At 56.9% G+C, this 19,955-nt stretch carries 18 protein-coding genes; 7 read left to right on the top strand and 11 right to left on the bottom strand.

All coding sequences use genetic code 11. The annotated features are described in order from the left end of the window. Complete coding sequence (locus ABUK73_RS08190; RefSeq protein ID WP_353576853.1) at nucleotides 1-660, bottom strand: ChrR family anti-sigma-E factor; 660 nt, start codon at nucleotides 658-660, stop codon at nucleotides 1-3. Continuing rightward, the gene (locus tag ABUK73_RS08185; RefSeq protein ID WP_353576852.1) at nucleotides 657-1,334 is read right to left on the bottom strand and encodes a sigma-70 family RNA polymerase sigma factor; all 678 of its coding nucleotides are present in this window, start codon (nucleotides 1,332-1,334) and stop codon (nucleotides 657-659) included. Before ABUK73_RS08185 ends, ABUK73_RS08190 begins: the two co-directional genes overlap by 4 nt. A gap of 117 nt (nucleotides 1,335-1,451) precedes the next feature. Here ABUK73_RS08185 and ABUK73_RS08180 point away from each other — a divergent pair, with 117 nt between their 5' ends. From ABUK73_RS08180 to ABUK73_RS08165, 4 genes are all read left to right on the top strand, one after another. Beyond that, the gene (locus tag ABUK73_RS08180; protein ID WP_454892340.1) at nucleotides 1,452-2,816 is read left to right on the top strand and encodes an NAD(P)/FAD-dependent oxidoreductase; all 1,365 of its coding nucleotides are present in this window, start codon (nucleotides 1,452-1,454) and stop codon (nucleotides 2,814-2,816) included. After that, complete coding sequence (locus tag ABUK73_RS08175; RefSeq protein ID WP_353576851.1) at nucleotides 2,813-3,652, top strand: DUF1365 domain-containing protein; 840 nt, start codon at nucleotides 2,813-2,815, stop codon at nucleotides 3,650-3,652. Before ABUK73_RS08180 ends, ABUK73_RS08175 begins: the two co-directional genes overlap by 4 nt. Then, a complete protein-coding gene (locus tag ABUK73_RS08170; protein ID WP_353576850.1) occupies nucleotides 3,639-4,856 on the top strand; it encodes a cyclopropane-fatty-acyl-phospholipid synthase family protein in 1,218 nt (405 codons plus the stop codon). The genes ABUK73_RS08175 and ABUK73_RS08170 overlap by 14 nt, the downstream gene beginning before the upstream one ends. 373 nt (nucleotides 4,857-5,229) lie before the next feature. Next, a complete protein-coding gene (locus ABUK73_RS08165; RefSeq protein ID WP_353576849.1) occupies nucleotides 5,230-5,475 on the top strand; it encodes a DUF982 domain-containing protein in 246 nt (81 codons plus the stop codon). 172 nt (nucleotides 5,476-5,647) lie between these two features. Here the strand turns inward: ABUK73_RS08165 and ABUK73_RS08160 are convergent, their stop codons facing one another. The 5 genes from ABUK73_RS08160 to ABUK73_RS08140 form a co-directional block, all read right to left on the bottom strand. Then, entirely contained in the window at nucleotides 5,648-6,040 is a 393-nt protein-coding gene (locus tag ABUK73_RS08160; protein ID WP_353576848.1) for a PRC-barrel domain-containing protein, read from the bottom strand. Between the two features lie 78 nt (nucleotides 6,041-6,118). Next, on the bottom strand, nucleotides 6,119-6,400 hold the full coding sequence (locus ABUK73_RS08155) for a DUF2218 domain-containing protein (protein ID WP_353576847.1): 282 nt from the start codon (nucleotides 6,398-6,400) through the stop codon (nucleotides 6,119-6,121). A 98-nt stretch (nucleotides 6,401-6,498) separates the two neighbouring features. Then, nucleotides 6,499-8,073 (bottom strand): ABC transporter permease, encoded by a 1,575-nt coding sequence (locus tag ABUK73_RS08150; RefSeq protein WP_454892345.1) that lies wholly within the window; start codon nucleotides 8,071-8,073, stop codon nucleotides 6,499-6,501. A gap of 312 nt (nucleotides 8,074-8,385) precedes the next feature. Further along, nucleotides 8,386-9,408, bottom strand: coding sequence for a Fe(3+) ABC transporter substrate-binding protein (locus ABUK73_RS08145; protein ID WP_353576845.1), 1,023 nt, complete (start codon nucleotides 9,406-9,408; stop codon nucleotides 8,386-8,388). Nucleotides 9,409-9,557: 149 nt separating this feature from the next. Beyond that, nucleotides 9,558-10,610 (bottom strand): ABC transporter ATP-binding protein, encoded by a 1,053-nt coding sequence (locus ABUK73_RS08140; RefSeq protein ID WP_353576844.1) that lies wholly within the window; start codon nucleotides 10,608-10,610, stop codon nucleotides 9,558-9,560. 284 nt (nucleotides 10,611-10,894) lie between these two features. Between ABUK73_RS08140 and ABUK73_RS08135 the strand changes: the two genes are divergently transcribed. Continuing rightward, nucleotides 10,895-12,598: a long-chain-fatty-acid--CoA ligase gene (locus tag ABUK73_RS08135; protein WP_454892344.1), complete on the top strand. Its 1,704-nt coding sequence runs from the start codon at nucleotides 10,895-10,897 to the stop codon at nucleotides 12,596-12,598. A 106-nt stretch (nucleotides 12,599-12,704) separates the two neighbouring features. Next, nucleotides 12,705-14,330: a glucose-6-phosphate isomerase gene (gene pgi / locus ABUK73_RS08130; protein ID WP_353576842.1), complete on the top strand. Its 1,626-nt coding sequence runs from the start codon at nucleotides 12,705-12,707 to the stop codon at nucleotides 14,328-14,330. 79 nt (nucleotides 14,331-14,409) lie between these two features. Here pgi and ABUK73_RS08125 read toward each other — a convergent pair whose 3' ends face one another. Beyond that, entirely contained in the window at nucleotides 14,410-15,762 is a 1,353-nt protein-coding gene (locus ABUK73_RS08125) for a dicarboxylate/amino acid:cation symporter (protein WP_353576841.1), read from the bottom strand. A gap of 257 nt (nucleotides 15,763-16,019) precedes the next feature. Between ABUK73_RS08125 and ABUK73_RS08120 the strand changes: the two genes are divergently transcribed. Next, nucleotides 16,020-16,904: a DUF4145 domain-containing protein gene (locus ABUK73_RS08120; RefSeq protein WP_353576840.1), complete on the top strand. Its 885-nt coding sequence runs from the start codon at nucleotides 16,020-16,022 to the stop codon at nucleotides 16,902-16,904. 170 nt (nucleotides 16,905-17,074) lie between these two features. On the opposite strand, the gene ABUK73_RS08115 is transcribed toward ABUK73_RS08120, so the two are convergent. The 3 genes from ABUK73_RS08115 to pyrC all read right to left on the bottom strand — a co-directional run bounded on the left by ABUK73_RS08115 (nucleotide 17,075) and on the right by pyrC (nucleotide 19,903). Further along, on the bottom strand, nucleotides 17,075-18,001 hold the full coding sequence (locus ABUK73_RS08115; protein WP_353576839.1) for a carbohydrate kinase family protein: 927 nt from the start codon (nucleotides 17,999-18,001) through the stop codon (nucleotides 17,075-17,077). 95 nt (nucleotides 18,002-18,096) lie between these two features. After that, entirely contained in the window at nucleotides 18,097-18,795 is a 699-nt protein-coding gene (locus tag ABUK73_RS08110) for an orotate phosphoribosyltransferase (protein ID WP_320195625.1), read from the bottom strand. Nucleotides 18,796-18,865: 70 nt separating this feature from the next. Continuing rightward, nucleotides 18,866-19,903, bottom strand: coding sequence for a dihydroorotase (gene pyrC, locus ABUK73_RS08105; RefSeq protein WP_353576838.1), 1,038 nt, complete (start codon nucleotides 19,901-19,903; stop codon nucleotides 18,866-18,868). Between the last annotated feature and the right edge of the window lie 52 nt (nucleotides 19,904-19,955).

Genomic DNA, 19,955 nt, shown 5'->3' with positions numbered 1-19,955 from the left:
TTAAATGCCGAGAACCGGCTGTACCAGCCGAACCAGCCAGCTCTTGAATTTCAGCGGCGCGTCGGTGACGGCAAGGCAGATGCAGTCTTCGCCCTCACCCGCAATCGGCTGGTGCGTCAAATCCTCGTCGGCTTCTTCGAAATCACCCCGACGGAAGACATCCGCACCATCGTGGAAATAGCCTGATAGAACGACGGTCAGTTCCCGTCCGCCATGGGTATGTTCCGGCACGGGCTTTCCTGCCGGAATGCGCAGCAGCCGGACATTCGCCTCGCCATCACGGGTGCGGATGGGGAAGTGATAGGCGCCGGGGCCGAGTTGTTTCCATTTCAGCGCATCGACATCACCGCCCGCATAGGAGCGCAGGGGCTCCGGTAGCACGGCATTGTCATTCGTCTGGACTGCCGACTTCGCCAATTCAGGCGTTGCGTCCGCTTTCAGCAGCTTGCGTATCTTCTGCCACTGGTCATCGGACACCTCATCTGCGGGCGCGATATCGCTGAGCAGCGCGCCGCCGGTCATTTCCAGCGCTTCCAGCCGCTGACGGCTTTCGGGACATAGAGCCAGATGGGTCGATACGGCAAGGCTCCAGCTTTCGCCGAGGCTTCCGGATGCGTAATCCAGCAGTAATTCATCACTGACGTGGTGCCGTACACTCATGTGCGTGAATCCAGAGCCGCGCGCAGCTTGGCGAAGGCCAGCCGGATGCGCGATTTGACGGTGCCAATCGGCAAGCCCAATTGCTCGGCGATGGCGCTGTGGGAAACTTCATCGAAAAAGGAGCGCTTCAACAGATCCAGCTGTTCCTGCGGCAACTGCGCCAATGCGCGGTGCAGGCGTTCCGCATCCTGCACCTCTTCCATCTGCGTATCGGCAGCGGGAGCATCGTCCTGCACAAAGGCGGGGTCGTTGATATCGAATTCCGGCCGCTTGTCCTTGCGGTGCGCATCGATTCTCAAATTTCGGGCAATTCTGAAAATCCAGGCGGAGACATTGCCCCGCGACGGATCGAAAAGTGCGGCCTTGTTCCAGACCGTCATCATGGTTTCCTGCATCAGTTCCTCAGCGGCCTGCGCATCGCGCACCTGCCGTAACATATAAATCCGCACACGCGGGCCGTAATAACGAAACAGCACTTCGAAGGCCTCGACGCTGCGCTCGGCAGCCACGGCCTTGATAAGACCTGGGCATTCGCTCTCGATTGTGTTCCTGACGGTATCATTCATGCGGATCGGCTTCACTCCGCTTCCATACAGCTTGCCTGCGACCGGATTGGTCCGGTGACGCGGAATATATTGGCACGCAAGGCCGTCTATGGAAACGTTTATTGTCATGAATCCGATTACGCCAGACGCCGGCGACCGGATCACCGCCAACAAAAAAATGCACTGCCAGCAATCCATTCGCCGACCTCATGCGTATTGTGTGACAGATCGAATGCGGAACCTGATATGATGGACTTCACCACAGCCAACAGCAACCGACCCGTCCGACGCAAGATTGCCGTGATCGGCTCCGGCGTGTCTGGCCTTTCTGCGGCCTGGCTGCTGGACAAATCCGCCGATGTGACGCTGTTCGAAGCCGATAGCCGGCTGGGCGGACATGCCAATACGGTGACTGTCGACCGACCCGGCAAGGCCGATATTGCCGTCGATACCGGCTTTATCGTTTACAACGAACGCAATTATCCAAACCTCGTCGCGCTGTTCGACCATCTGGGTGTCCAAACCGAAGCCTCCGATATGTCCTTCGCAGCGTCCCTGCGAGGTGGTCGGCTTGAATATTCCGGCACGAGCATAAACGGACTTTTCGGGCAGAGGTCCAATCTGCTGCGCCCTCGCTTCTGGCACATGGTGCGCGATGTGATGCGCTTCTATAAGCAGGCCCCGGCCCTGTTGGAAGACACGTCCCTGCAAGGCGTGAGCCTTGGGGAATATCTTGATAGCAATGGTTATTCTCTGACGTTTATCGATGACCATTTGCTGCCCATGGGCGCCGCGATCTGGTCCACCACTGCCGCTGGCATGCGCGCCTATCCGCTGCATGCCTTCATTCGCTTCTTCGTCAATCACGGTCTCGTGCAGCTTTCGGGCCGTCCGCAGTGGCGGACAGTCAAGGGCGGAAGCCGCGAATATGTTTCGCGCATCATGTCGCAGTTCAAAGGTACGGTGGTTCTGGATAGCAAGATTGCGGGCATAAGACGCAGTGACGACGGCGTGAAGGTGCTGGACCGGTCCGGCCATCTGTCCGTTTTCGACGATGTGGTGATCGCGACCCATGCCGATCAAGCCCTGTCGCTGTTGGCCGATGCGGACGCGAACGAACGCTCTGTGCTAGGCGCTTTCGATTATACGCGTAACACCGCCGTTCTGCATTCCGACGAGACCTTGATGCCGAAGCGCCGCAATGTCTGGTCCAGCTGGAATTATTTGAGCGAGCCCAATTCCACCGGCGCCGAGCAGCTGTGCGTCACCTACTGGATGAACCGTCTTCAGAACATCGATGAGGCGACGCCGCTGTTCGTGACGCTCAATCCATCGCGTCCGGTCAATCCCACGAAAATAATCCGTACCTTCGACTACACCCACCCGCTTTTCGACACCAAGGCACTGGAAGCGCAGAAGTTGTTGTGGAGCCTGCAAGGACGCCGGAACACATGGTTCTGCGGCGCGCACTTCGGCAGCGGTTTCCACGAGGATGGTCTGCAATCGGGTATGGCCGTCGCGGAAGCCGTGGGCGGCGTGAAGCGGCCATGGAACGTGGAAAACGAGTCCGGGCGTATCTTCCTTTCCCCGGAAAAGGCGCTGGCACCATGACCTTCCGCTCCGCCATCTATGCCGGACATGTCGTGCATGCGCGCCACCGCCCGCATGCTCACAAAATGCGCTACCGCGTGTTTTCGCTGCTGCTGGATCTGGATGAGCTGCCGCTTCTGGACAAGGGCTTGCGCCTGTTCGGCTATAACCGCCGCGCCGCTCTCAGCTTTCATGATAGCGACCATGGCGTAGGTGAAAAAGGCGGGCTGAAGCGCTGGGTCGCACGCCATCTGGCCGATGCGGGCATTAACGTTTCGGATGCTGGTTTGCGGGTCGATGTGCTGTGTTACCCGCGCATCTTCGGTTATGTCTTCAATCCGCTGACCGTCTATTTCTGCCATGACGCGGAAGACGATAATCGCCTCGTCGCCATACTCTATGAGGTCTGCAATACGTTCCACGAGCGGCACACCTATATCATTCCGGCCGTGGTCGGTCAGACCGGCGCGGTGCAGCATTCCTGCGCCAAGGAAATGTATGTCTCGCCCTTCGTACCAATGGAATGCACCTATGATTTTCGCATTCAGCCGCCGGACGAAAAGGTTCTGGTGGCTATCAACGAGCGTGATAGCCAGGGCGAATTGCTGTTCGCTTCCTTTGCCGGCAAACGCCGTACACTGAGCGGCAATGCACTCCTGAAAGCGCTGATCACCTATCCGCTGATGACGGTGAAGATCATGGGCGCAATTCACTGGGAAGCACTGCTGCTCTGGGCAAAGGGCAATCCGATTTATCGACATGAGACCGCGAGCAATCGCATCGCCAGTTCGGTCATCGTCAGCGACGTGACCGTGCCGGGCGCACCAATGGGAGGAATGAAACATGAGCCACGCTGAGCAAGAAACCATTCCCTTTCTGATGGAACATGCCCCGCTTTGGCAGAGGATGCTCTGCCGACGCCTGACGAACATGACGCATGGACGCCTGACCGTGCTGTTTCCGGGCGGATACGAATTTGTGGTCAATGGGCAGGAGCCAGGCCCTCACGGTGTGGTCTCGCTGAACCGAGGCCGCGTGGTACGCCGCCTGCTGATGGGTGGCAGCCTCGGCTTTGCGCAATCCTACATGGATGGTGATTGGGATACGCCTGATATCGCGACCCTCTTGGAAGTGGCCATTGCCAACGAGAAGAACTGGCTTTCCGTTTCCGAACCGTCCCGCCTCGTCTCTGCTTTTGCCTTTTTGCGTCACCGGTTGCGTCGCAATTCCAAATCGGGAAGCCGTCGCAACATCGCGTTTCACTATGATCTCGGCAACCGTTTCTATTCGGCATGGCTGGACGAGACGATGACCTATTCCTCAGCGCTGTTCGAAAAACCGGGACAAAGTCTGGCCGAGGCGCAGAATGCCAAATATGACCGCATTGTCGAGCAATTGCAGATCGGCCCCGAAGACCATGTGCTGGAGGTTGGTTGCGGCTGGGGCGGCTTTGCCGAATATGCCATCGCCAAAACCGGATGCCGTGTGACCGGGCTGACCCTCTCCCGTGAACAGGCCGACTTTGCGAGAGCCCGCCTTGCCACCGCAGGGCTTGCAGACCGAGCCGACATCCGGCTTGAGGATTATCGCGATTGTCAGGGCAAATATTCGAAAATCGTCTCCATCGAAATGTTCGAGGCTGTGGGCGAGGAAAACTGGCCGACCTATTTCCGCCGTCTGCGCGAGCTTCTGGCCAAGGGTGGCGAAGCCATGGTGCAGGTCATCACCATCGATGAGAGCCGCTTCGATGACTATCGTCGCAATGCTGACTTCATCCAGACCTACATTTTCCCCGGCGGAATGCTGCCATCGGTCACCGCCTTTCGTGACGCTGCCGCAACCGAAGGCTTTGCGGTTCCCGATACGTTGCGCTTCGGCAAGGATTACGATCGTACCCTGATGCTGTGGGACCGCGCTTTCCTCGCCAACTGGCATCGCATCGAACCCTTGGGCTTCGATGAGCGTTTCCGCCGCATGTGGCAGTATTATCTGCATTATTGCGCAGCCGGTTTCCGGGCTGGCACCATCGATGTCGTTCAGTTCAAGCTGCGGGGCGAATGACAGTATTTGCGGCCCGCTTCAAGCCGAGCCGACCAAGCAGATGGCACGAGCGCAATCTGCTCGTGCACAATGAAATTCTCATATTCATGGAACTTCACGCAGGCACTCACGTTACGGTGAGTGCCTTTTGTTCAGCATCGAACGTCTGGGAACCGGCTATCGGTTCTGTTCGATATAAAAACGTGGAGAATATTCATGAATCAGATCATTTACATCGTCGGCCTAGTCGTTATCGTTCTGGCAATTCTGTCTTTTTTCGGCTTCCGCTAATAACAACTTTACAGTTGTAAAAGTGCGACATTGCAAATATTCTTTCTGACGGGAACCATGTCAACTTTTCACTCGTTGACATGGGCTGTTAGGGAGGCGTCCGATGAAACAAACTGTATGGACAGAGCCTGTCGAAGTGAATTTCGACACGAGTACCAGAAACATCATTGCCGGGCCGTTCGATGCATTGGCATTGCTCACTGAAAATTGGCCGCATACACGCGGATTGACCTTCGTCCGAGCTCGCAGCGCATGCCGCGCAGCACTGGATGGACGCAAGACGCCGGAGGAAGCACGCAGGTGCTTCGAAGATGCGGTGTCCGAGGCCAGGGGCCACCGGTCGCATTGATGGGCATATAGCGACGGCTGGCATTTGCTGCCATCTCGAAGGCTTGAAAAGTCAGAGCTGAACCGTATTCGCAGTCTAATAAATGCGACTACGGGTCGGCTTTTTCTTTGTTTACGGTCTGCCTAAAGCGCATACGAAAATGGCCCCTTTCGGGGCCATCTCTGTCTGGAGATTACATCCAGTATGGCGGGACGCCATAGTAGTCGTAGACTTTGCGGTCATCGTTTCCGAAATAGCTGTCGTCGTCGCGGCTAGCGAACTTCGGGCCGTTTTCAATCTGCTCTTTGGTGAGATCAATACGGTAGCCATCGAGCTCTTCGTCATAGTGCAGCTTTTCCCATGGCAGCGGGTAGTAGTCGTCGCCGATACCAAGGAAGCCACCGAAACTAAGGACAGCGTAAGCGACGCGGCCGCCGCGCTTTTCAAGGATGATGCGCTGGATGGAACCGATCTTCTTGCTGTCGGCGCCATAGACGCTCGTGCCTTCGACCTTATCGCTCGCGATGAAGCTTGGCGTGTCCTTGACGTAAGGGTCCTGACCAGCCTGCGGTGCGTGATGTACCATAACGTTTCCTCCTTAGGTTTTGTATTCGTTATGGTTTGTAAATCCTCCGGCGGCGAAATCGTTCCCGTAAAATTGTCCTCAGTGCCAGTCGAGCTTGTCGATCTCTTCACGAAAGGCAAAGCGCAACAGGTGACTTTCGACCACGGATTTGGCGCGTGAAAGCTTTTCTTCGTCAGGCGCAGTCACCGCGATTTTCAGGCGTTCCTCATCTGCGTCGAGGCTCGCGGTGCCGAAATCGAAGGTGCATTCACCGTGGGTTTCGGAGTAGTTGACGTCTATCTTGTGCGCAAAATGTTTGAAAAGCTGCACGAGATATTTGCTGCCGCTTGTGGTGGCCAGTTCCGCATTTGCTGCCAACATGTCTTCTTCCTTTCGCATAAACATGAATAATTAACTCATGATTATTGCCGCTGACAGAATTTGGCAAATGAAAAGACGGTAACATATTGGGGCTGGGTCTACGCTCGAACCCGGCCAACACGGGCAAGCAGCATGACGGGCAGAATGCCGATCACCACGATGGCCAGTGCTGCAATCGAAGCCTCCTCATAGGTGCCGCGCGCCGCTTCGCCGTAGAGATGGGTGGCGAAGGTTTCGAAGTTTAGGGGGCGCAGCAGCAGCGTGGCTGGCAGTTCCTTGACGCAATCCACAAAGACCAGCAAGGCGGCTGCGGCCATGGCCGCCTTCGACAAGGGCAGATGAATGCTGCGGAAGGTAGCGGTCGAGCTGCGGCCAAGGGTTCGCGATGCCTGATCGAAAGAAAGCGGAATGCGGCTTAGCCCCGCATCGATGCCGCCGCCCGCAATCGTGAGGAAGCGTGCGGCATAGGCAAAGATCAGGGCCGATCCGCTGCCGATCAGCAAAAGGCCCGTGGAGATGCCGAACCATTGCTGCATCGTCGCATCCAGAAACCGGTCGAAACCACCAAGCGCGATCAGAACGCCAATGGCGATGACGGTTCCCGGCGCGGCATAGCAGACGGTTGCCAGACGGAACGACCAGAGTGCGGTTTTGCCCGGAGCAAGCCGCATGGCATAAGCGACGATCAGCCCTGCTCCAACCGTGACCAGCGTCGCCGTTCCGGCAAAGAGGACAGTGTTGAGTGCCTCTGCCGCAAAGCGCGAGGAAAGGCCGCTGAACTGGAAACGCTTCCATGCCTCCACAACGAGATAGATGGCTGGGGCCACGAAGCCGATCAGGATCGGCAGACTACCGAGACCGAAGGCCAGAATACCGCGTGGACCTTGAAGGCGTGCGGGGGTGAGAACCGTGCTTTTCTGCGCGGAGGTTGAGTAACGCTGCCTGCGCCGCGCCCATCGCTCCATGGCAACCAATGCCACGACCAGCAGCAGCATGCAGAGCGCAATCTGCGCCGCCCCCGGCAGGTCCGACTTGGTGACCCAGGTGGTGTAGATCGAGACGGTGAGCGTGCGCACGCCCAGAAATTCCGATGCGCCAATATCGTTCAACGCTTCCATCAGTGCCAGACTGACACCCACCGCGATGGCCGGGCGCGCCAGCGGCACGGCCACGCGGAAGAACAGCGCGTGACGCGAGGTTCCAAGCATGCGTGCTGCATCCAGCAGATTTCCGGCCTGCGTCAGAAACATCGCCCTGACAGGGATATAGACGTAAGGATAAAGCACGAAGCCGAGCAGAATGATGCAGCCGGTCATCGAGCGGATATCGGGCAGGCGAAATTCGCGCGGGCTGGAATATCCCAACACCCAGCGCACCACGCCCTGCACGGGCCCAAGCGGGTGTAAAATATCGAGATAGGCATAGGCGACGATATAAGTGGGCATGGCAAGCGGCAGCAGCAGCGCCCATTCCAGCAGCTTTCGCCCGGGAAAATCATAGGCGCTGACGAGCCATGCGCTGGCTGTGCCGACGACCCCGGCAAGCAGACCGACGCCGAGCAGAAGTATCAGCGTTTCCGGAAATGCCGTTGCCAGCACGGTATCGCGCAGATGCTGCCAAAGCCCCGACGATCCTTTGATCGCTTCCGAGAATAGCGCCAGCACTGGCAGCATGGCGAACGCGGCAATGATGCAGGATGCCGACAGCCACCAGAATGCAGAGTTGATCCGCAGTCTGGGTTTGGGAGGAATGGCCGTGCTGGTGGTGGCGTGCATGCTGATCTTGAGGTTTTACCGCGCGGAATACGAGGTTGCTTGAAACAGGCAAGGCGCCCGCGTGAAACGGGCGCCTGTTTGTGCAGACGGCTACATTTGACTCCGCGTCATCCTCGGGCTTGTCCCGAGGATCTACTCACCTCACCAAACCTGCTCCGTTGCAGAGAATGACTGAGGGGCCGTGGCAAGCGCGGCCAGGAACTGTAGCCCTTAATTATCGAAGCCAACCTTGTCCACCAACTGGCTGGCTTCCTTGCGGTGCGACACGATTTCCGTCAGTGGCTTGTTGTCGATCTTCAATTCGCCGAAGGAGGAGACGATCTTGTCGACGGCAGCGCCCTTGTTGACGGGATATTCGTAGTTGGCTTCTGCGTAAATCTTCTGGGCTTCGTCGGAAGCGAGATATTCGAGAAGCTTGACGGCTTCGGCCTTGTTCGGTGCGTTCTTGGCAACCGCTGCACCGGATACGTTGACCTGCGTGCCGCCATCCTTGAAGGTTGGCAGGATGACCTTGATGGCTTCGCCCCACTTGACCTGCTCTTCGCCTCCCTTGCCGGAGCGCATCAGGCCGACATAGTAAGAATTGGCGATGCCGATATCGCAAATGCCGCCGAGAATGTCCTTGGCCACATCACGGTCGCCGCCGCCAGCCTTGCGGGCCAGATTGTCCTTCACGCCAGCCAGCCACTTTTCGGTTGCTTCAGCGCCGTGGTGGGCGATGTAATCTGCAAAGAGTGCCGTGTTGTAAGGGTGCTGGCCGGAGCGAATGCAAACCTTGCCCTTCCACTTGGCGTCAGCGAGGTCTTCGTAATTGAAGGAAGACAGATCGACATCCTTGGCGGCGTAGAGAACGCGCGCGCGCATGGAAAGAGCAAACCAGTTGCCCTTGGCATCGCGCAGTTCAGCGGGAATAGCCTTGGTCAGAGCTTCGGACTCGACCGGCTGAGTCACACCCTTTTCGACCAGATCGACCAGATTGCCGGCGTCCACCGTCATCAAAACGTCTGCAGGAGAGCTCGCACCTTCGCTCAAGACGCGCTCGGCCAGACCGTCCTTCAGGAACACCGTGTTGACCTTGACGCCGCTTTCCTTGGTGAAGGCTTCGAGCAGCGGCTGGATCAGGGCCGGTTCGCGTGTCGTGTAGATATTCAGTTCAGCCGCATTGGCCGCGCTGGCTGCGAAAGCAACGGTGCTGGCAAGAAGTGCTACTCTGGCGACGGTCGAAGATGTCATGTCTATCCCCCTTGAGACTTGAAAATGATGTCGGAGATGCATGCACCATACCTGATCAATTAAATCAAGTTATACCCTGTCGATTTCTAGGGGTATTTCGTCACTTTGAGTTGAATATGACGCTTTTTTTGAGGGTAAAATCCCGGAATTCAATCGGAAGTGAACATGAGAACGCTGTCCCTAGCGACTGACAGGCCGACATTGCGCATGTCCACAGGGCTTCTTTTCATGCTGCGGACCCGCAAATCCTGCGGCAGGCCGCTGACGCTGACCGAAATTTGTTCGATCTCACCCATGAAGACCCGGCTGGTGATGTGGCCGGAGATATCCGCCCCCGCATCCGGGGTGGAAAGGGTGATGGCGCTGGGCCGGATATAGGCAAAAGCCTTCGCGCCTTCATGCAAATCACCCTTATGCGGAAAATTGCCGATGGGCGTTTCCAGATGGCCGTTTCTGACCGTGCCTTCCACCTTGTTGAAGGCGCAGAAGAAATCGGCGGCGTACCGGCTGACGGGGTTATCATGCACCTCATAACCCGTGCCGCTTTGGACGATGCGGCCCTGCTGCATCAACACCACCCGGTCACCCGCCGACAATGCCTCTTCCGGATCATGCGTGACCATGATGGCCGTGGTTTTGAGATCGCGCAGCAAACCGAGCGTCTCTTCGCGCACGCTATCGCGAAGACCGCGGTCCAGATTGGAAAAGGGCTCGTCCATCAAGAGGATGTCAGGCTTTGGCGCCAGAGCCCGGGCCAGCGCCACACGCTGCTGCTCTCCGCCTGAGAGCGTATGCGGATAGCGCTTGGCCAGATCTGCCAACCGCACATGCTCAATCATATCGGCTGCCCGCGCAGTCGCTTGCGCTTTCGGCTGGCCCTTCAGGCCGAAGAGAACATTCTGCTCCACCGTCAGATGCGGAAACAGCGCATAATCCTGAAACACAAAGCCGATGCGACGCTTTTCCGGCTCCATGAAGGTCGTTGGCCCGGCAATCTCAAGTCCATTCATCATCACCGAACCGGCATCCGGCGTTTCCACACCGGCAATGATGCGCAACAGGGTGGATTTGCCGCAGCCGGAACGCCCGACAAGGCAAATGATTTCACCGCGCATGACCGTCAGGTCGATATTCTCAAGCACATCCACATCGCCGAAACGCTTTCCGATGGTGTTGAGTGTGAGAGAAGCGATATCTGACATGGGCGGTTTCCGTGCATTTCTGGTGGTTTTGTTGATCGCGCAAATCAGGATTAAAGTCAAAAGCCAATCGGTTTCCGACCCCCTCATAAGCGCCTGCGATTTGGAACGGCAATAGTTGACGTTTACGTTAGAGTTAAATACGCTGATGTGAGTGGATGGTTTTGGAGGCTTCATCTACGATTGCAATATTCGCTGGCGCACCTGTCGGGCTGAGGAGCAGACTGGTACAAGCGTGCATCGTAGGTGATTGCAAGTGCCGGCATGGGGAGGATACTATGAGCGACATGAATTTGAGCCGTGAGGAAACGCGCATTGTGCAGCGGCCTTGGCTAGCATCTTATCCGCAGGGCGTGCCCGCGGAACTCCCCGACCTTGGCTATGCCTCTCTGGCAGAACTTCTGGAAAAAAGCTGCGCGCGCTATGCGGATCGCAAGGCCTTTTCCAGCATGGGCAAATCGCTGACTTACCGCCAGCTGGAAGAACAGACCCGCCACATCGGCGCGTGGCTGCAGCAACTGGGCCTGCAAAAGGGCGACCGTGTTGCCGTGATGATGCCGAATATTTTGCAAAACCCCGTCGCGACCTACGCCATTTTACGCGCCGGACTGACAGTGGTGAACGTCAACCCGCTTTATACCCCGCGCGAGCTGGAACACCAGCTGAAGGACTCCGGTGCGAAAGCCATTTTCGTGCTGGAAAACTTTGCCCATGTGGTTCAGCAGGCGCTGCCCAAGACCGATGTGAAACATGTAATCGTTGCCGCGATGGGCGATCTGCTTGGCCTGAAAGGTCACATCGTCAATTTCGTGGTGCGCAAGGTCAAGAAGATGGTTCCGGCCTATGCACTGCCGCAGTCTGTGACCTTCAAGCAAGTGCTGGCGCAATCGCGCCAGATGCAGTTGAAGCCCGCGAATATCGGCCTCCAGGACGTGGCCTTCCTGCAATATACCGGCGGCACGACGGGTGTTTCCAAGGGCGCGGTTCTTACCAACGCCAATCTTCTGGCAAACAAGGCCCAGATATCGCTTTGGATGGATGCGGTCTTCGTTCACAAGAAGCGGCCGGAGGTGCTGAACTTCGTTTGTGCGCTGCCGCTCTACCACATCTTCGCTTTGACGGTGAATTCGCTGATGGGTGTCGCGCTAGGCGGCCACAATCTGCTGATTGCCAACCCGCGTGATATTCCCGGCTTCGTCAAGGAGCTGTCCGGTTACACGCCTCATGTTTTCCCGGCCATCAACACCCTGTTCAACGCACTTTTGAACAATGAGGATTTCCGCAAGCTGGACCTGTCTTCGCTGGTTCTTGTCATGGGTGGCGGCATGTCCGTTCAGCGCCCGGTGGCGGAACGTTGGGCGTCTATCACCGGCACCCATATTTGCGAAGGTTACGGCCTTTCGGAAACCTCACCAGTTGCGACCGTCAACCCGCTGGGACGCTCCGATTTCAGCGGCACCATCGGCCTTCCCATGCCATCCACCGATGTGGATATTCGCGACGATGATGGCAACAGCTTGGCCCTTGGCGAAGTGGGTGAGATTTGTATCCGCGGCCCGCAGGTCATGCCGGGTTACTGGCAGCGCCCGGATGAAACCTCAAAGGTGATGACGCCGGACGGTTTCTTCCGCTCAGGCGACATGGGCTTCATGGATGAGGCGGGTTACACAAAGATCGTGGACCGCAAGAAGGACATGATCCTCGTCTCGGGCTTCAACGTCTACCCCAACGAAATCGAAGAGGTGGCAGCGGCCCATCCCGGCGTGCAGGAATGTGCCGCAGTGGGCGTTGTGGATGAGCATTCCGGCGAAGCCGTAAAGCTTTACGTCGTGAAAAAAGACCAGGCACTGACGGTGGAAGAGCTGAAGGCCTTCTGCGCCAAAAGCCTGACCAACTACAAGCGGCCCAAGCATATCGAGTTTCTGCCGGAACTGCCCAAGACCAATGTCGGCAAGATCCTGCGGCGTGAACTTCGAAAGCTGGCTAACTGATTGGTGTACTTCACAATAATTCAATCGATTTAGCTATCTCGCCTTGATTTAGCCCGATGAAAAAGAATAGTTTCCTCATCCTTCCACGGAGCATGAGGAGCATTCCATGCAGGCCATCGTTGAAAACCTGAAATCCACTGCCGCGAAGACTGCCGCCACCGATCTTCGCGCTGCTTTTGCCGCAAACGCCAATCGTTTCGAGCAATTCAGCGTGCGCTTCGACGATCTGCTGATGGATTATTCCAAATGCGCCGTGAATGACGAGGTGCTGGCGCTTCTCGAAAAGCTTGCCATCGAAGGCGGCGTCGAGAAAAAGCGTGACGAGATGTTTTCCGGCGCGGAGATCAACTTCACCGAAGGCCGCGCCGTGCTGCACACGGCGCTGCGCAACCGTTCCAACACGCCGGTTCTTGTCGAGGGCAAGGACGTCATGCCTGACGTGAACGGCGTGCTTGCCGCAATGGGCAAATTTGCCGATGCCATCCGCTCCGGCACGCTGAAGGGTGCGACCGGCAAGAAGATCACCGATATCGTCAATATCGGCATCGGCGGCTCCGATCTTGGTCCTGTCATGGCCACGCTGGCATTGGCGCCCTTCCATGACGGTCCACGCGCGCATTTCGTTTCCAACATCGACGGCGCGCACATTGCCGATACGCTGAAGCTGATCGACCCGGAAACATCGCTCTTCATCATCGCATCCAAGACCTTCACCACCATCGAGACCATGACGAATGCGGCCACGGCCCGCACCTTCATCGCCGACAAGCTGGGCGAAGAGGCCGTCGGCCACCACTTCTGTGCCGTTTCCACCGCGCTCGACAAGGTTGCGAAATTCGGCATCGATAGCGACCGCGTCTTCGGTTTCTGGGATTGGGTCGGCGGTCGCTACTCCATCTGGTCGGCCATCGGCCTGCCGCTGATGATTGCCATCGGCCCTGACAACTTCGGCAAGTTTCTGGATGGTGCCCATGCCATGGACAACCATTTCCGCGAAGCGCCGGTGCGCCAAAACCTGCCCATGCTGCTCGGCCTCATCGGCTTTTATCACCGCAACGTGCTGGATTACCCGACCCGCGCCATTCTGCCCTACGACCAGCGCCTGTCGCGCTTCCCTGCCTATCTGCAACAACTCGATATGGAATCCAACGGCAAGGGTGTCACCATCGATGGCACGCCTGTCGAAGGTCAGTCCGGTCCTGTCGTATGGGGCGAGCCCGGCACGAATGGCCAGCACGCTTTCTACCAGTTGATCCACCAGGGCACGAGCGTCATTCCAACCGAATTCATGATTGCCGCCAATGGCTTCGAGCCGAAGCTGCGCCACCAGCATCAGCTGCTCATCGCCAATTGCCTTGCGCAATCGGAAGCGCTGATGAAGGGCCGCACCTTGGCAGAAGCGAAGGAACAGCTGACCTCCAAGGGCATGGACGACAAAAAGGCCGATTTCATCGCGCCCCACCGCGTCTTCACCGGCAACCGCCCGTCGATCACCTTCGTCTACGACAAGCTGACGCCGTTTGCGCTCGGCCGCCTCATCGCGCTTTACGAACACCGCGTCTTCGTGGAAGGCGTGCTGTTCCGCATCAACTCCTTCGACCAGTGGGGCGTGGAGCTTGGCAAGGAACTGGCAACCGGCCTTCTGCCTGTGGTGGAAGGCAAGGAAAGTGCCGAAGGACATGACAGCTCGACGCAGGGTCTGGTCAAGGCGCTGTCGGGTCTGGCGAAGTAAGCACGTCCAACCGTCTCCCCTAACGAAAACCCGCCGGGCGACCGGCGGGTTTTGTTGTTTTCAGTGATGGTCGCGCGCCTTACTCGGCAGGTGCCACGGCAGGGTCTAGTGCATCGATACCCTCCTGGCGATCATAGGCGGCCTGATCGAGAATGCCCTGACGCTTGGCGACGATGGTGGGGATCAGCGCCTGACCGGCCACGTTGACCGCCGTCCGGCCCATATCCAGGATCGGATCGACCGCCAGCAACAGGCCGACGCCTTGTAGCGGCAGACCGAGCGTGGACAGTGTCAGGGTGAGCATGACTGTCGCACCCGTCAGACCCGCGGTTGCCGCCGAGCCCAGAACAGAGACGAAGGCGATCAGCACATATTCCTGAATGCCGAGCGGCAGGCCGTAAAACTGCGCAACGAAGATAGCGGAGATCGCCGGGTAGATGGCCGCGCAACCATCCATCTTGGTGGTCGCGCCCAGCGGCACGGCGAAGGCGGCATATTCACGCGGCACACCCAGATTGCGCTCCGTGACCTGTTCTGTCACCGGCAGCGTGCCGATGGAGGAGCGGGAAACGAAGGCCAACTGGATGGCTGGCCATGCGCCGGAGAAAAAGCGGATCGGATTCAGCCCGTTTGCCGTAAGAATGATGGGGTAGACAACGAAAAGCACGATGGCGAGGCCGATATAGATCGCCGCCGAATACCAGCCAAGCGAAGCCAGTGCTTCCCAGCCATAAACGGCAACGGCATTGCCCAGAAGACCGATTGTGCCGATGGGGGTCAGGCGGATGACCCACCACAGAATCTTGCGCGTAATGGCCAGCAACGAGCGGTTGAACGCCAGAAACGGCTCTGCCTTCTCACCCACCTGCAAGGCGGCAATGCCGACTGCAATGGAAATCACCAATATTTGCAAGACGTTGAAGTTCAGCGCGGTCGTCGCACCACCCGGGGTGACTTTGGTCGATGCCTGAAGGCCGAGCAGGTTGGCGGGGATCAGGCCTTTGAGAAAGTCGAGCCACGAACCGGTGCTGGAAGGTGCCGCAGCAGCCGTTGCCGCCACGCCGGAATTGATACCCGGCTGGATCAGCAGACCCAGCGTGATGCCGATCAGCACCGCAATCAGAGCCGTAATCGCAAACCACAACAGCGTCTGCCACACCAACCGAGCCGCATTGTTCAGCTCCCGCAGATTGGCGATGGAGGCTACAATAGCGGTAAAAATCAGCAGTGGTACAAGTGCGCGCAACAACTGAACGAAGATCGAGCCGATGGTCGACAGCGTCTGAACCAGCCAATTCGGCCCCGCCTCGGTCGCGCCCATCTGCCGGGCGATATAGCCCAGCACGAGGCCGACAACCATGGCGGCGAAAACCTGAAAGCCGAACGACGCATAAAAGGGCTTAGGCGCCCGTGTGGTGGATGAAGCAGACATTTTGTATCCGTGAAAAACGAAAAGACGGTGCGGACCATCTAACGTGACAATGAGGAGATTGCTTCTGTATTGAGCAAATTGCCAAAAACATCAACGAATGGAATTGCGTGTGGCGGTGAATGTGGAGAATTTTCTTTCCTATGGGATTCTCATTCTGTTCAATAATATTGAAATTATGGTTGCAATATTTCTCATTTCAACCATATACATCATCATTCAGCTAGCTGATTGGTTTACGAAGTTTTTTAGGGAATCCTGTGGCAGAATCTGAAAATTTCTTTAATGCACCATGTGTCGAATGCAAACGCGCTACCCGCCACAAAGTTGTAGCGGAGAGTGTGGAACCACCCCATGAAGACTACCAATGTCGCCAGACAAACTCCGTTATAGAATGCCAGGGGTGCGGAACAAAGTCGTTTAGATATTTGTTCGTAGACTATGAAAATGCCTATCCGATAAGTGATGATGATTGGGAAGTTCCTGAAGACGCTCAATTTTATCCTAAATACAATCCGGATCACATTGAACTCGACAACATCTTTCATGTTCCCGATGTTGTTCGCGAAATCTATGCAGAATCAATGTTAGCAGTCCAAGCAGGGGCTCTGACACTGGCTGGCCTTGGACTTCGAGGAACTATTGAGGCCGTATGTAACGAACGTGGAATTACGGGAAGAAATTTAGAAGCGCGCATAACGAAAATGGCTACTCAAGGCTTGATCTCTACCAAGGATAGCGAAAGATTGCACGCAATTCGCTTTCTAGGTAACGACGCGGCGCATGAAATCAAAAAACCTAGTGAGAGCCAAATTTCCGTTGCCTTAAAAATTATCAACCATCTAATCCAGAGTATTTATCTACTTGAAATTGAGATGCATCGTAAACTTGATACAATAATCAGTAAACCAGACGAATTTGAAAATCTTCTTAATCAACATCTGGTTAATTTCGAAGTCGGCGACGAATATCCGATTGCGAAGTTCCTTGGAAAAGATATCAGGCGACTCGGACAGGGCGTATCTACCCTCGAATCCCATCTACTTGCAGCAATCGGATCAGGAAATTTTACAAAGCTCGCGGTCGGCAAAGTGGCTAAGTTCGCTAGCTCCAAGAATGACCTTCAGCACTTTGTTAAAAAATAAATAGAAAAATCCTACGTTGCTCAAGTTGCTAAGTCCGCTTCGCACGGTGCTTCGCGGCGGTGGTATTATTTCCGCGATTAAATTTCGAAGGACGGCAGAGTTTTGTAACTAAATGCAGCGATTCCCTAAAACCAAGCCAGCATAAGTTCACAAGCGCACTTACATATCATTTACAACCCAATCTCCTCCGCCCAGGGCGGGTTCGCCCCCGCGCGCGACACCGTTACCGCCGCAGCCTTCGCGCCCAGCGCAAGTGCCTTGGCGATCTGCTCTTCCGTCAGTGCTGCAACCTGTGGCTTGGTCAGTAGGCCCTGAAGTTTCAGAGAGGCGAGGATGCCGGCGTCGAAGGTGTCGCCTGCACCGACCGTGTCGACGACCTCTACGCGTTCGCTGGGGACTTCCACGCGCAGGCTGGATGTATAGCCAACTGCGCCTTCGGCACCGCGGGTGACGACGACGAGTTTGGCGCCGTGGTGCAGCCAGTGGCGGGCGAGGGTGTCTTCGTCGCCTTCCAGACCGAACCAGGCCAGATCCTCATCAGAGAACTTGACGATATCGGACTTGGCGGCCATGCGGTTGATGCGCTCCAGATGCTTCTGCTTGTCCTTGATGAAGCCGGGACGGATGTTGGGGTCGAGCGAGATAACGCGTTTTTCGTGTTCGCGCATCAAAAGCGCTTCATATGTACCGCCACAGGGTTCGGGAATGAGGCTGATGGCGCCGAAATGCATGGCTTCGCAATCGACACCGATGTTGGGCAGATCGGCCTCTGAGAGCATGCGCAGCGCCGTGCCTTCATCGTAAAAGGCATAGGTCGCGTGGCCATCCACCAGTTTCACGAAGGCGATTGTCGAGGGGCGATGGGAGAAGGCGCAGAGGCTGTAATCGACATTGCTCGCCTTCAGCGTGTCCTTCAGGATTTCGCCCATCATGTCATCGGCGATGCCGGAGAAGAAGGCGGAGGGGACGCCCAGACGACCCAGCGCGATGGCCGTGTTGAAGACCGCCCCGCCCGCATAGGGCGCAAAACCTGGCTCGCCTTTCGTGGTCTCACGCGGCAGCATGTCGATCAGGGCTTCACCACAACACAGGATCATCCGGTCCTCCTCCGTATCAAAAACTAAATCGATTTAAACAACTTCGCCTGAAATGGCCAGATGTCTGCCAATCGAAAATTCTCACCCAAACAAGATCAGGATTGCGGCAATTCGCTGACCCCGCCGCGCGCAGCAGACCATGGCAGCGGGTTATCGAGGAAGGCTTCGACTTCCGACAAGGTCTTGTCATCGAACAGTTTTTCGGCCCGGGCAACGGCCAGAACATTGCGCCATGTGCTGAGGTAATGCAGCTTCACGTTTCCGTTGGCAAAACGTGCTTCGGCTTCCGGGAAGATGCCGTAATAGAACAAAGCGATACCGTGATCGACAATGCCACCGGCGGCCCTGATAGCATCGATGAAGGTGAACATGGAGCCGCCAGCGGTCGTCAAATCCTCGATGACGAGGACGCGCGCACCCTCAGGCATATGGCCTTCGATCTGCGCATTGCGACCATGGCCCTTGGGCTTCTTGCGGCAATAGATCATCGGCAAGCCCAAGCGCTCCGCCAGAAAGGCGGCGAAGGGAATGCCCGCCGTTTCACCACCGGCCACGCAATCGAATTTCTCGAAGCCCGCATCGGCAACGATCTTGGCTGCTGCAAAATCCATGACGGCGGAGCGGATGCGCGGGTAGGAAATCAGCTTGCGCATGTCGATATAGACAGGGCTCTTCATGCCCGATGCGAAGGTGTAGGGGCTTTCCGAGTTGAAATGCACCGCCTTGATTTCCCACAACATCTTCGCAACAAGTTCTGCCACAAGGGCGCGATCCGTGAATGTAAACTGGGACATCGGCATTTTCCTCTTTTGATCATCGAGTGCATAAAAAAACTGCCGGATAAACCGGCAGCGATTGAAAAATTCAGGTCACGTCCCAGTGCAGCGGGAACATCGGGTCGAACACCGTGACCGGGCCTGCGCCAGTTTCGATCTTCTCCGGGAAGTTCACCGGTTCATCGCGCTTAACCATCGTGATCGTGTCTTCGTTGGGTGCTAGACCATACCAGGCCGGGCCGTTCAGCGAGGCGAAGGCTTCAAGCTTATCGAGTGCACCATCCTGCTCGAACACATGGGCGAGGCAGCTCATTGTGTTGATGGAGGTGTAGACACCGGCGCAACCGCAGGCACATTCCTTCAGCGGGTCCACATGCGGGGCGGAATCCGTGCCGAGGAAGAACCTGATATCGCCGGAGGTTGCGGCGGCGCGCAGCGCCAGGCGATGCTCCTCGCGCTTGGCCACCGGCAGGCAGTAATAATGCGGCTTGATGCCACCGACCAGAATGGCGTTGCGGTTGATGATGAGGTGGTGGGTGGTGATGGAGCCAGCCAGATTGGCCTTAGATGCCTTGATGTAATCCACGCCATCGCGCGTCGTCACATGCTCCATCGTCACTTTCAGTTCCGGCAGGCGCTGGCGCAGCGGATCGAGAACCGTATCGATAAAGACCTTTTCGCGGTCGAAAATATCCACTTCCGGCGTCGTTACTTCGCCATGCACGCAAAGCGGCAGGCCGATCTTCGCCATGCGCTCCAGAACCGGCATGGCCTTGTCCATATCCCGCACACCGCCATGGGAATTGGTAGTGGCACCGGCGGGGTAGAGCTTGACGGCGGTGATGAGGCCGCTGGTCTTGCCTTCTTCCACATCGTCGGGGTTGGTGTGTTCGGTGAGGTAGAGCGTCATCAGCGGTTCGAAACGATCACCCGCTGGAATGGCTTTAACGATGCGGTCCTTGTAAGCAATCGCATCAGCCGTCGTCACGACAGGCGGCACGAGGTTGGGCATGATGATGGCGCGCGCGAAATGGCGGCTGGTATCACCGATCACGCCTTCCAGCATCGCACCATCGCGCAAATGCAGGTGCCAGTCATCAGGGCGGCGAAGGGTGATCGACTTCATCGTTTTAACCTCGGAGCTTGCTGGAATTGCGCCCGTTTAACACCAATTTACG

This window comes from Agrobacterium vacciniicorymbosi (assembly GCF_040427045.1).
Classification (GTDB): Bacteria; Pseudomonadota; Alphaproteobacteria; order Rhizobiales; family Rhizobiaceae; genus Agrobacterium.
This window is presented reverse-complemented; position numbering and strand designations above follow the sequence as displayed.

Coding starts and splice junctions, on each gene's coding strand:
- ABUK73_RS08190 (WP_353576853.1), bottom strand. CDS start 660: ATGAGTGTACGGCACCACGTCAGTGATGAATTACTGCTGGATTACGCA.
- ABUK73_RS08185 (WP_353576852.1), bottom strand. CDS start 1,334: ATGACAATAAACGTTTCCATAGACGGCCTTGCGTGCCAATATATTCCG.
- ABUK73_RS08180 (WP_454892340.1), top strand. CDS start 1,452: ATGATGGACTTCACCACAGCCAACAGCAACCGACCCGTCCGACGCAAG.
- ABUK73_RS08175 (WP_353576851.1), top strand. CDS start 2,813: ATGACCTTCCGCTCCGCCATCTATGCCGGACATGTCGTGCATGCGCGC.
- ABUK73_RS08170 (WP_353576850.1), top strand. CDS start 3,639: ATGAGCCACGCTGAGCAAGAAACCATTCCCTTTCTGATGGAACATGCC.
- ABUK73_RS08165 (WP_353576849.1), top strand. CDS start 5,230: ATGAAACAAACTGTATGGACAGAGCCTGTCGAAGTGAATTTCGACACG.
- ABUK73_RS08160 (WP_353576848.1), bottom strand. CDS start 6,040: ATGGTACATCACGCACCGCAGGCTGGTCAGGACCCTTACGTCAAGGAC.
- ABUK73_RS08155 (WP_353576847.1), bottom strand. CDS start 6,400: ATGTTGGCAGCAAATGCGGAACTGGCCACCACAAGCGGCAGCAAATAT.
- ABUK73_RS08150 (WP_454892345.1), bottom strand. CDS start 8,073: ATGCTGCCAGTGCTGGCGCTATTCTCGGAAGCGATCAAAGGATCGTCG.
- ABUK73_RS08145 (WP_353576845.1), bottom strand. CDS start 9,408: ATGACATCTTCGACCGTCGCCAGAGTAGCACTTCTTGCCAGCACCGTT.
- ABUK73_RS08140 (WP_353576844.1), bottom strand. CDS start 10,610: ATGTCAGATATCGCTTCTCTCACACTCAACACCATCGGAAAGCGTTTC.
- ABUK73_RS08135 (WP_454892344.1), top strand. CDS start 10,895: ATGAATTTGAGCCGTGAGGAAACGCGCATTGTGCAGCGGCCTTGGCTA.
- pgi (WP_353576842.1), top strand. CDS start 12,705: ATGCAGGCCATCGTTGAAAACCTGAAATCCACTGCCGCGAAGACTGCC.
- ABUK73_RS08125 (WP_353576841.1), bottom strand. CDS start 15,762: ATGTCTGCTTCATCCACCACACGGGCGCCTAAGCCCTTTTATGCGTCG.
- ABUK73_RS08115 (WP_353576839.1), bottom strand. CDS start 18,001: ATGATCCTGTGTTGTGGTGAAGCCCTGATCGACATGCTGCCGCGTGAG.
- ABUK73_RS08110 (WP_320195625.1), bottom strand. CDS start 18,795: ATGTCCCAGTTTACATTCACGGATCGCGCCCTTGTGGCAGAACTTGTT.
- pyrC (WP_353576838.1), bottom strand. CDS start 19,903: ATGAAGTCGATCACCCTTCGCCGCCCTGATGACTGGCACCTGCATTTG.